This is a genomic window from Maribellus luteus (assembly GCF_003576475.1).
Taxonomy (GTDB): Bacteria; Bacteroidota; Bacteroidia; order Bacteroidales; family Prolixibacteraceae; genus Draconibacterium; species Draconibacterium luteum.
On sequence record NZ_QWGR01000006.1, the window covers coordinates 84028 to 95547 of the forward strand.

General features: G+C 43.2%; 7 protein-coding genes. All 7 read left to right on the forward strand.

Translation table 11 applies throughout. The annotated features are described in order from the left end of the window. Positions 1–3 precede the first annotated feature (3 nt). Complete coding sequence (locus D1614_RS12240) at positions 4–3249, forward strand: glycosyl hydrolase (RefSeq protein WP_175579279.1); 3246 nt, start codon at positions 4–6, stop codon at positions 3247–3249. A 75-nt stretch (positions 3250–3324) separates the two neighbouring features. Further along, positions 3325–4221, forward strand: coding sequence for an alpha/beta hydrolase (locus D1614_RS12245; RefSeq protein WP_119438236.1), 897 nt, complete (start codon positions 3325–3327; stop codon positions 4219–4221). A 43-nt stretch (positions 4222–4264) separates the two neighbouring features. Further along, a complete protein-coding gene (locus D1614_RS12250) occupies positions 4265–6019 on the forward strand; it encodes an alpha-L-rhamnosidase-related protein (RefSeq protein WP_119438237.1) in 1755 nt (584 codons plus the stop codon). 85 nt (positions 6020–6104) lie between these two features. After that, positions 6105–7775, forward strand: a complete 1671-nt coding sequence (locus tag D1614_RS12255; protein WP_119438238.1) for a beta-N-acetylhexosaminidase — start codon at positions 6105–6107, stop codon at positions 7773–7775. 178 nt (positions 7776–7953) lie between these two features. Next, on the forward strand, positions 7954–9378 hold the full coding sequence (locus D1614_RS12260; protein WP_119438239.1) for a sulfatase family protein: 1425 nt from the start codon (positions 7954–7956) through the stop codon (positions 9376–9378). Between the two features lie 161 nt (positions 9379–9539). Beyond that, positions 9540–10139 carry an RNA polymerase sigma factor gene (locus D1614_RS12265; RefSeq protein WP_162304483.1) on the forward strand — a complete coding sequence of 200 codons (600 nt, stop codon included), beginning with the start codon at positions 9540–9542 and terminating at the stop codon, positions 10137–10139. A gap of 172 nt (positions 10140–10311) precedes the next feature. Continuing rightward, positions 10312–11493 (forward strand): FecR family protein, encoded by a 1182-nt coding sequence (locus D1614_RS12270; RefSeq protein ID WP_119438241.1) that lies wholly within the window; start codon positions 10312–10314, stop codon positions 11491–11493. Positions 11494–11520: the final 27 nt, after the last annotated feature.

The window sequence follows — 11520 nt, forward strand, 5'->3', positions numbered from 1 at the left end:
ACCATGAAAATTACTTTATCAATAGTTCTTTCTTTTATTATAGGATCGGCGCTTTTTGTCAGCTGCGAACAGTCTGACAGTGCAGTGCCTGCCAAGGAAATGGAAACTGTTTTTGTGAATCCACCCGACTCCATTCAAACCAGTTGTTACTGGTACTGGATTTCAGATAATATATCAAAGGATGGGGTGGAGAAAGACCTGGAATCGATGAAAGAGGCCGGCATTAACCGGGCATTTATCGGATACATCGGGCAGGATGATGTGCCTTACGGAAACGTAAAAATATTCAGCGATGAGTGGTGGAAAATACTTCATGCGGCGCTAAAAAAAGCAACCGAGCTCGACATCGAAATCGGTATTTTCAATTCGCCGGGTTGGAGCCAGTCGGGTGGCCCGTGGGTAGAAGCCAACGAAGCCATGCGCTATCTTGCTACCTCGGAATTGCACGTAAAAGGCCCGCAAAAATTAAGTCAGAAACTGGATGCTCCGGTTGAACCTTTCCAGGATGTAAAAGTGATTGCCTATCCCGAACCTAAATTCTACGGGCAGATTTTTGATTCCAAAGTCGGAAGCATCTCGTCATCGCCCAAAGTGGCAGGTTTGTCAAAAATAACCGATAGAAATTCTGCGACCGGAATTAACTTCCCGGGCAATGGCGATTTCATCATCGATTTCGAAGCCGGGGAACCTTTTACTGCACGCAGTCTCTCGGTAACTTCTACCGAAAATGCCATAAACAATCCCGCTGTTCTTCAGGTGAAGGAAAGTGACGGCAGCTATCGCACAATTTCCGAATTTAACATCGACCGGTACAACTCAGCGTTAAACGTTGGTTTTAATCCCTATGCGCCAATCGTTGTATCTTTTCCCGCCGAAACGGCTACTTCGTTTCGCCTTGTCATCAAAAATATAAACCCGGGGATGGGGCTAACAGAAGTGGAACTTTCTTCTGCTGCTCGGGTAGAACGTTACCCCGAAAAAACACTGGCAAAAATGTATCAGACCCCGCTGCCTTACTGGAAAGAATACCAGTGGCGCGAGCAAGCAGAACCCGAAGTGAAAGATGCGGTGATCGACGCTTCGAAAGTGATTGATCTTACTGCTCAAATGTCGGCCGATGGTACTTTGAATTGGGAGGTACCGGAAGGAAACTGGGTAATTCTGAGAACCGGTATGACCCCAACCGGGGTGACCAATGCTCCTGCTTCACCTGAGGCAACCGGGCTGGAGATCGATAAAATGAGCAAAAAGCATGTGGAGAAACACTTCTACGCCTACATTGGCGAGATACTGAAACGAATTCCGGAAGCTGACAGGAAAACATTTAAAGTGGTCGTTCAGGATAGCTACGAGACCGGGGGACAGAATTTTACCGATGATTTTCTGAATGAATTTAAAGAAAGATATGGGTACGATCCGCTTCCCTTCTTGCCTGTTTACAATGGTTTTGTAGTAAACAGTCAGCTGGAATCCGATCGCTTTTTGTGGGATATGCGACGCATGGTAGCCGATAAAGTGGCTTACGATTACGTGGGTGGCTTACGCGACGTAAGTCATAAACACGGCTTGCACACCTGGCTCGAAAACTACGGACACTGGGGATTTCCCGGCGAATTTTTAATGTACGGAGGCCAGTCGGACGAGATTGGCGGCGAGTTTTGGAGCGAAGGAGAATTGGGAGATATTGAAAACAGGGCGGCCACTTCGTGTGGGCATATTTACGGGAAAACAAAAATTTCGGCTGAATCTAATACGGTTGCCGGTGGCTCTTTCAGCCGGTACCCTGCCCGATTTAAACAACGCACCGACCGGTTTTTTGCGGAAGGGATCAACAATACGCTTTTGCATGTTTACATCTCACAACCTTACGAAGATAAAACGCCGGGAGTAAATGCCTGGTTTGGAAATGAATTTAACCGGAAAAATACCTGGTATCCGCAACTGGATGTTTTTGTTGACTACCTGAAACGCTCGAATTACATGCTTCAGCAAGGTTTGAATGTGGCTGATGCTGCTTATTTTATTGGGGAAGATGCTCCTAAAATGACCGGCGTTACTGATCCCGAGCTTCCGGTAGGCTACCAGTTTGATTACATGAATGCCGAAGTAATCGAAAAATTCATGACAGTACAGGATGGCTTGATTACACTTCCGCACGGAACGCAATATCGTATTTTAGTTTTGCCCAGGCTCGAAACCATGCGCCCTGAATTACTGGCAAAGATCAGCCAGCTGGTCAACGACGGAGCTGTTGTATTGGGCCCGGCGCCCAGGCGTTCACCCAGTCAGCAAAACCAGCCCGAAGCTGACCGGCAGGTGGCGGAAATGGCTGCCGAATTGTGGGGCGATGTGGATGGAGAAAATGTAAAATCGCGCAAAGTGGGCAAAGGGCTTATCATGAGTGGTTTGTCGATGAAAGAAGCATTTGCATTGATCAACTGTGTGCCCGATTGTAAACTTCCCGAAGATCATAGCATACACTTTGGCCATCGCACTACAAAAGATACGGAAGTTTATTTTGTAAGCAACCAAACCGGCGAAATCAAAGAGATAACGCCTGAATTTCGGGTAAGCGGTTACCAACCTGAGCTTTGGGATGCCACCACTGGTTCGGCGCGCAAACTTCCGGCTTATGAACAACTGGAAAACATAACTTCGGTTCCTCTAAAACTGGCTCCGTATGAAAGTGTATTTATTGTGTTCCGCCAAAAAGCAGGAAAAGCAAGCGCTCAGGGTGTGGAAGCCAACTATCCGGTGAAAGTTGTTTTGGCAGATTTCGGGCAAGCATGGAAAGTGCAATTCGACGCTTCGCAACGTGGCCCTGAAGAACCGGTGATCTTTGATAAGCTGCAGGACTGGGCGCAATCTTCTGACGAGCGCATCAAATACTATTCTGGAACGGCTACCTATACACAAAACTTTAGTTTGGAAGCTTTGCCCGGAGGAGAAAATATTTTGCTTGGGCTGGGCGATTTAACAGCCATGGCAAAAGTGTATGTGAATGATACATATGTCGGTGGAGTTTGGACACCTCCGTACGAACTGGATATCACGGATTTTGTAACTCAAGGCGAAAACACGCTTCAAATTGAGGTGGTAAACACTTGGGTAAACCGGCTTATCGGTGATTGGAACCTGCCCGAAGACCAACGGAAAACATGGTGCCCAATAAATAGGTATAATGCCAATAGTCCTTTACAAGCCTCCGGTTTGTTTGGGCCGGTTGCCGTTTATGGTATAAAATATTAAGCTGTAAGTAATAAAACAGAATTTGCCTTTTCCCTGGCAAAGGGAGTAGTGAGTTTGATTTTAAAATATTTTTTCATGAAAATAATAGGATTCTTATTTTATCTCTTATTCGTACTTTGTTTCTGTGCCGGTGCACAAACCGTTATCCCGCTTTACGAGGGCGCTATTCCGGGAGAAAAACAACACGAGAACAAAGAGTACGATGATAACGGAATCTATTCTTTCGTTTCAAAACCTGACCTGACCATTTATCTTCCGGAAGTTGATAGCAAAGTAAAAACAGCCGTTGTAATTTGTCCCGGAGGTGGTTATCACGTGGTTTGTGCCAGTTACGAAGGGCACAAAATAGCCAAGGAGATGAATAAAAAAGGAGTGGCTGCTTTTGTGCTTAAATACCGTTTGCCCAATGACAATACTTGCGAAAATAAGTCAATAGCGCCTTTACAGGATGCGCAGCGAGCCATTAAGGTTGTTCGTGATAATGCCGAAAAATGGGGGATTGATCCCAACCAAATCGGGATTATGGGTTTTTCGGCCGGAGGGCACTTGGCCGCGACTGCCGGTACTCACTTTTCAAAGAGTTACATCGAAAACAAAGAGGGCACCAGTCTGCGACCTGATTTTATGATGCTTGTTTACCCGGTAATTTCCATGCAGCCGGAATTGACACACGGAGGATCGCGTGATAACCTGCTTGGGAAAAACGCCTCTTCTGAATTATTGGAGCTTTTCTCCAACGAAAAACAGGTTACCGAAAAAACGCCGCGCACCTTTTTAACGCATGCGCAAGATGATGACGTGGTTTCGGTAGAGAACAGCCTTCGTTTTTACGAAGCGTTAAAAGCAAAGAACGTTTCGGCAGATATGCATTTGTTTTCGAAAGGCAAACACGGGTATCCGCTTGAGCCGGCTGCTTCCAACTGGTTGGGCGACGTTTTCAAATGGATGAAAGAGCAGGAATTAGTCGATTAAACAAAGGAGATTTACACAACATCGCAACATTAACTTTTACTATATGAACACCAAGATTTTATTTATTTTATTATTTCTAGGCATTTCGACCGGAGCCTATAGCCAGGTTCCGCCGGTGGTGGAAGCTTCCAACAATTCGGTTCGCTCAACTGTCTTAACGCAAAAATTTCTTAGTCCAACACGCATTGTATGGAAATCGGATGAGACAGGTAAGCAGGTGCTTAATGCAGAGAGTATTCTGAATCCCGGTATCGGACAGGCCGATCTGAACCAGGGGAAATACCTGACGCTTATCAACGATCAGGATTTGAAAGCAGGATTGATTCTTGATTTTGGCTGTGAAATACAAGGGGGAATTGAAATAGTTACTACAATAAACAATCAAAATCCGACCGGGCGTATTCGTATTCGTTTTGGCGAGTCGGTGAGTGAAACCATGAGTGAAACTGGTCCCGGGGGGGCAACAAACGATCATGCGATGCGAGATTTTACAATGCAACTTCCATGGCTGGGGCGTCAGATTATTGGCGAATCGGGGTTTCGTTTTATGAGGATTGATTTACTTGACCCGGATACAAAAGTTGAAATTAAGGAAATAAGTGCGGTTCTCAGGTACCGCGACATTCCTTACCTGGGATCATTTACCTGTAACGACGAACGGCTCAATAAAATATGGATGACCGGCGCTTATACCGTGCATCTGAACATGCAGGATTACCTGTGGGACGGGGTAAAACGCGACCGTTTGGTTTGGGTAGGCGACATGCACCCCGAAGTGATGACCATTAACTCAGTATTTGGAGCCAACGAAGTAGTGCCCAAAAGCCTTGATCTTGCCCGCGACCTTACACCGCTGCCCAACTGGATGAATGGAATCAGTTCCTATTCAATGTGGTGGCTTCTGATTCATCGCGACTGGTATTATTACCACGGCGATTTGGCTTACCTGAAGCAGCAGCAAAATTACATGGTTGATTTGTTAAACCTGTTGTCTACTAACATCGATGCTAATGGCAAAGAAACGCTGGACGGAGGTCGCTTCCTGGATTGGCCTTCCAGCGAAAACCAGGAGGCGGTTCATGCGGGTTTACAATCGATGATGGTGATGACTTTTGAAGCCGGTACTGATCTGTGTGAAATACTGGGCGATAAGGAAACCGCTAAACTTTGTCACGCATCGGTTGAAAAATTAAAGAAACATGTTCCCGGTATGGCCGGATCAAAACAGGCTGCTGCTTTGCTTGCCATGTCCGGATTAGTGACAGCTGCACAGGCAAACAATGAGGTTCTCGCCCGGGACGGAGTACATAAAATGTCGACTTTTTATGGGTACTACATGCTTATTGCGCGTGCTATGGCCGGCGATTACCAAGGGGCTATTGACAATATTCGTGAGTATTGGGGAGCTATGCTCGACTTGGGAGCCACTACCTTTTGGGAAGATTTTGATATTGACTGGACTCAAAATGCAACACGCATTGACGAGCTTGTACCCGAGGGGAAAGTTGATATTCATAAAACATATGGAGGCTATTGCTACAAGCAGTTTCGCCACAGCTTTTGCCACGGTTGGGCATCGGGGCCCACTAGTTGGCTTTCGCAATATGTGCTGGGTGTAAAGGTTTTGGAGCCTGGATGTAAGACAATAAAACTGGAACCACACCTAGGTGATTTGCAATGGGTTAAAGGAACTTTTCCTACACCATATGGGGTTGTAGAAATTGAGCACCGAAAATTGGAGAACGGAGAAGTAAAAACAACTTGTAAAGCTCCCAAAGAGGTAAAAATTGTAAGATGATAAAACAAAACTAAGTTTGATCATTTTGATCTTGCAAAAGAGTCAATTCAGATAAAATTATACTAATCTTTAAGTAATTGTAAATATGAGAAGTAAAAAAAAGAGAGGAGAGGTTTTGGACAGGGGAGTTGAGAATAAGCTTATGGCTTCACCTTTCAAACAGTTTTATGCCATTGTTTTGTTATTAGTAGCTATGTTCCCATTCATGGTTCAGGCGGCTGATATTCATATTCTTCCGGAACCTTGCAGTGTAGTGGATCTTCAAAAGGAGGTTTCGTTGACAAGAAATTTGAAAGTGTATATCGATAAGAAGTCATCACTGGATAAAGACTATGTGACGCAAGTATTAACGGAGGAGGGATTTGACATTCGGGTGGTAACTTCAGAAAAAGCTGCTGACCTTGTTTTTCAAATGGACGGTAAGGTTGTACCCGAACAAGATGGCTATCATTTGATGGTGTACAGTCCGGAACGGAAAAAGCAGATTTATGCCGTTGGAAACTCGAAAAATGGATTGCTATATGCGTTGCAGACTTTTAGGCAACTTATTGTCAGCTATGGCGCTCAGAAGAAAATTCCATCATGTGAAATAACAGATTATCCTGCATTTATGTGGCGCTCATACATGTTGGACGAATCGAGGCATTTTCATGGAAAAGAGGTGGTAAAGAAATTATTGGATGAGATGGTCCGGCTTAAAATGAATGTTTTTCACTGGCATTTAGTTGATGACCCGGGATGGCGTTTGGAGATAAAAAAATATCCGCTTTTAACCGAGATCGGATCCAAAGGAAACTTTACGATGATGTGCGATGGAATTACTCCTTTGGATTCAGCAAGTTTAAGTTTAACGGATCGTTGGTATTATACACAGGATGAGATTCGGGAAATTGTGGCTTATGCCGATGCAAGAGGTATTAGTATTATGCCGGAGATTGAAATCCCGGGGCATGTCACTGCTTCACTTTATGCATATCCCTGGCTGGGTGCTTCAAGTAAGCAACATGGGAAAACTGTTGCAGGCGATCTTTACGATGTTACTGACCCAAAAATGGAGCAGTTCTTTTATGATGTTTTGGACGAGGTTGTAGCTTTGTTTCCTTCAAAGATTGTGCACATTGGCGGAGATGAGGCCAATTATGTGCATTGGCAAAACTCACCGGCTATTAATACTTTTATGCAGGAAAACAATATTCCTACGTATACCGATTTGCAAATGTGGGCCAATAATCGGGTTTCAAAATACCTGTCTTCCAAAAATGTAAGAATGATGGGCTGGAATGAGATAACCGGGGAAAATATTCGTAACGATGCCCATATCCAAAAAAGTGAGTCTGAGACGCTGGCTCCGGGGACTGTGGTTCAGTTTTGGGATGGTGAAGTTTCGCTTATTAATAAAGCCATTGACAAAGGCTACGATGTGGTGAATTCCAACCGGATTTATACATACCTGGATTATGACTACGGAGCAATTCCGTTGGAAAAGGCTTACAGTTTAATGCCTGTTCCGGAAGGGATAGCTGACAAGGATAAGGAAAAGATATTAGGTGTTGGCTGTCAAATGTGGGGCGAATTTATCCCAACAACCGCACGCTTGTATTATCAAACTTTTCCGCGTATTGCTGCCTATGCCGAGGTTGGATGGGTGGCTCCGGAACGCAAAGGCTCTTATTTATTTTTTAGAGAGCGACTAAAGGCGTTTGAAACGATTTGGGAGAAGCTGGGGTATCTGAATGATCAAAAAGATAAATATTAGCATGTGAGCAATAGTCCGTAAAAGGGCTATTGCTTTTTTGTTTCATTTGATTCGTATGTATTAACTTGGTACTGGCTTAGGGGAATTCAAATATAGAGAAGTAGTTATTTGATTAAAACAAAAAAGCTTTGTCCGAAAACATAGCCATTCGGATGCGGATAATCTAAACTTATTGACGATGAAAACGAAACTATTTATTATTGTCGGCTTTTTGTATACAATATCGTTGAGTTTGACAGGCTGTGGCACAGGAGAGAACTCAAGCCAAAAACAGCCGCCCAATATTATTTTCCTTTTAACCGATGATCAGCGGTGGGATGCGATGGGTGCCATGGGAAATAGCATTATCAAAACACCGAATATGGATGAATTGGCCAACAACGGAGTTTTATTTACCAATACCCACGTAACCACTTCTATTTGTTGTTGCAGCCGTGCCAGCATTTTATCTGGACAATATGTTTCCAGACACGGAATCAATGGATTCAGTACACCTTTTTCAGAAGAAGCTGTTCAGGAAACCTATCCTTTGCTTTTAAAGAAAAATGGATATTCAATCGGCTTTATTGGAAAATACGGGATCGGTAATCCTGCTCAATTTCCGGATACGCTCTATGATTACTGGGCTTGCGATGCCAAACATCAACCCAATTATGAAAATGAAGATGAAAGCGGAAATTTTATTCATTACACGGATGTTGTAAACAAACGCATCATGGATTTTCTCGATACCTACGGAAAAGAGGAAAGTCCGTTTTGTTTGTCGGTTAGCTTTAAGGCACCGCATTGCGAGGATGGTGATCCGCGTCAGTTTATTTATGCCGAGCGGTATAAAGATTTGTATGCCGATGTGGAAATTCCTTTGCCCGAAACCGCCGATTCATCTTTTTATAATTTCTTCCCCGAAGATTTTAGAAACCCTGTAAAGAACGGAACTACTTTTCTGAACGAAGGCCGGAAACGTTGGAAGTTGCGGTTCCCGAACGAAGAGAAGTACCAAGAGTCGGTGCGGTCGTATTACAGGCTGATTACCGGCGTGGACGATGTAATCGGAAATTTAAGGCAGAAGCTGGAAGAAACAGGACAGGCAGCAAATACGGTCATAATTTTTATGGGCGACAATGGTTTTTATCTCGGAGAGCACGGGCTTGCCGGAAAATGGTATGCGCACCGCGAATCGGTAAAAGTGCCGTTTTTTATTTGCGATCCAAGATTTGATGATCAGTTCCGGGGGCAAAAAGTGAATGACTTTGCGCTGAATATTGATGTGGCTCCTACCATTCTTGCGCTGGCCGGTGTCGACATTCCTGAAGATGTGCAGGGAGTCAATGCCTTGGGTTTAGTGACAAAAAATGCCTCGGAACGAAAAGAGTTTTTCTACGAACATAAAGTTGAGATCCCGACAATACCCAAGTCGGAAGCCGTAATCTCTCAAAAATACAAATACATAAACTATCCTGAGTTAGGCACTCCGTTTGAAGAATTGTACGACCTTGAGCGTGATCCTCTTGAAAAAACAAATCTTGCTGGTAACGAGGATTATATAGATGTGTTAAATGAATACCGGCAAAAACTGGCAACGCTGGCAGAGGGTGCAAAGTGACAATACTATTCTTTTACTGGTAGTGTTGTGAATAGAGCCGGAGTTGGCTTGATTTATTTTTGCGATGTTTTTTCTATATCATAAGCTCAGCTTCGTTTTTTGTTGAGGCCTTTCATCCAGGGTAGGATTGTTTTTGTTTAAAAATCCCTAGATTTGGTGCTGTGGTCAAACATTCAGTAACATTACCGGATAAGAAACTGTGGGAGAATTTTCTGTTGGGAGATTCAACCTCGTTTAAATTGATCTATGAAAGGTCGATATACGATTTGTTGGCCTATGGAAGAAGCTTTTGTCAGGATCAGGAGGTAGTGAAGGACAGCATTCATGATTTGTTTGTTGAATTACACAATACCCGAAGCCGGCTTGGCAAAACGGATAAAATATTACCTTATCTGATGGTTATCCTCAAACGAATTTTGGTAAAGAAACTTCGTAAAAAGGAAACGAACAGGCTTTTAGATATCGAACGTTTACCATTTATGCTGGATATTTGCGAAGATGAAACAGACTCTGATGGTGACGATAATTTTGTAAGATTAAAAAAAGCACTTGATGAGTTGACTCCCAGACAGCGGGAGGCTATTCATTTGAAGTATTCAGCGGGCTTAAGCTACGAGGAATTATCAAAGGTAATGAACCTGAACTATCAAACATCCCGCAATTTAATATTCAGAGCGATTCAAAAACTGAGAGTTATTCTGAAGGAAAATCAGGTAGTGGTACTTTTGCTTGTTAGTCTTGACCGAGCAAAACGAAAATAAAATACCCTGCTCTTTCTTTTATCCCATTTGTGCCGTAATTGCACGTCTTCGTGTATTCGTTGACCTATTTATTCGCGGAAAAATACAGCGTCTTTAATTTTTTTAGAAAAAAAACGAAAGTAAGTGGTTACAAAACAAACTTTCGTTCCATTATAGTATAAAACTTACTTGTATGGAGAATAGTCCGCCTGGAAATTTTCAAGAACTAATAACGAATTCACATTTTATTGATTGGGTAAGCAATCCAACGCCGGAATCAGAGCAGTACTGGCAAAGTTTTGTACAGAAGAATCCATCGATCCGGGATGAGTTTGAAAAGGCACGGTATGTCGTAAAAACGCTTCAGCGAAAGAGAAAAGCAATTGATGACGATAATGTTCGTGAGATATGGGATAGCATTCAGTCCGACCTGAAGCCCAAAACAGACAACCTGAAGTTGTTTCGTTGGTGGAGAGTAGCAGCTGCAATTGCAGTGATTATTGGGCTCGCCGGATTGTTCTACCTGAACTTTGACCGGCAAGATATAGATTATAGTAAAATTGCGGTTACCGGTACCGACGTAAGCGATATAACACTGGTTATGTCGGATGGCAGTCGAAAAGTATTTACTGCTCAGCAAACTTCTTTCTCCTATTCACAGTCGGGATTGGTAATGGTTGACTCAACAATGCTAATAACAGAGCCCAACGGTAAAGCAACAGGTTCGCATCAGGAATTCAACCAGTTGATCATTCCCTTTGGAAAACAGTCGACTTTGTTCTTGGCTGATGGAACAGAAGTGATTCTGAACTCAGGGAGTCATGTTATTTATCCGGTAACTTTTACGGGGGCAAAGAGGGAAATTTATTTGGAAGGAGAAGCCTATTTAAAGGTGTCGCATAATGCCGAAATGCCTTTTTATGTAAATACCAACGAAATGAATGTAAGAGTATTGGGGACAGAGTTTGATGTAAGTGCCTATGCCGAAGAGAATACCAGTTATGTTGTACTGGTAAATGGTAGTGTTGAAGCGCAGCTTAACGATGAAAACGTGTTACTGCAAGAAAACGAAAGGCTAACATTTAGAAAATCAGTCAACCGTATTGAAAAAGCCGTTGTAGATGTTCGCGAATATATTTCCTGGAAAGATGGATGGATGTACTGCAACAACGAGTCGATTGGAGATATAACTAAAAAACTATCAAGGTATTATAACCTCGAATTTGTTTTTCAGAATAAGAACGCAGAGATGCTGACAATGACCGGTAAACTGGATTTAAGATCTGATTACAGAAATGTATTGGATGTTATATGCTTTTCAGCCCCTGTTAAATATACCGAAGAAGAGGGAAGAATAATTTTTAACTTAAAATAAACCTAAAGTTTCAGGCCTATGATATGA

Bases quoted from the DNA above. Each gene is read 5' to 3' on its own strand.
- D1614_RS12240 (WP_175579279.1), top strand. From the start codon at position 4: ATGAAAATTACTTTATCAATAGTTCTTTCTTTTATTATAGGATCGGCG.
- D1614_RS12245 (WP_119438236.1), top strand. From the start codon at position 3,325: ATGAAAATAATAGGATTCTTATTTTATCTCTTATTCGTACTTTGTTTC.
- D1614_RS12250 (WP_119438237.1), top strand. From the start codon at position 4,265: ATGAACACCAAGATTTTATTTATTTTATTATTTCTAGGCATTTCGACC.
- D1614_RS12255 (WP_119438238.1), top strand. From the start codon at position 6,105: ATGAGAAGTAAAAAAAAGAGAGGAGAGGTTTTGGACAGGGGAGTTGAG.
- D1614_RS12260 (WP_119438239.1), top strand. From the start codon at position 7,954: ATGAAAACGAAACTATTTATTATTGTCGGCTTTTTGTATACAATATCG.
- D1614_RS12270 (WP_119438241.1), top strand. From the start codon at position 10,312: ATGGAGAATAGTCCGCCTGGAAATTTTCAAGAACTAATAACGAATTCA.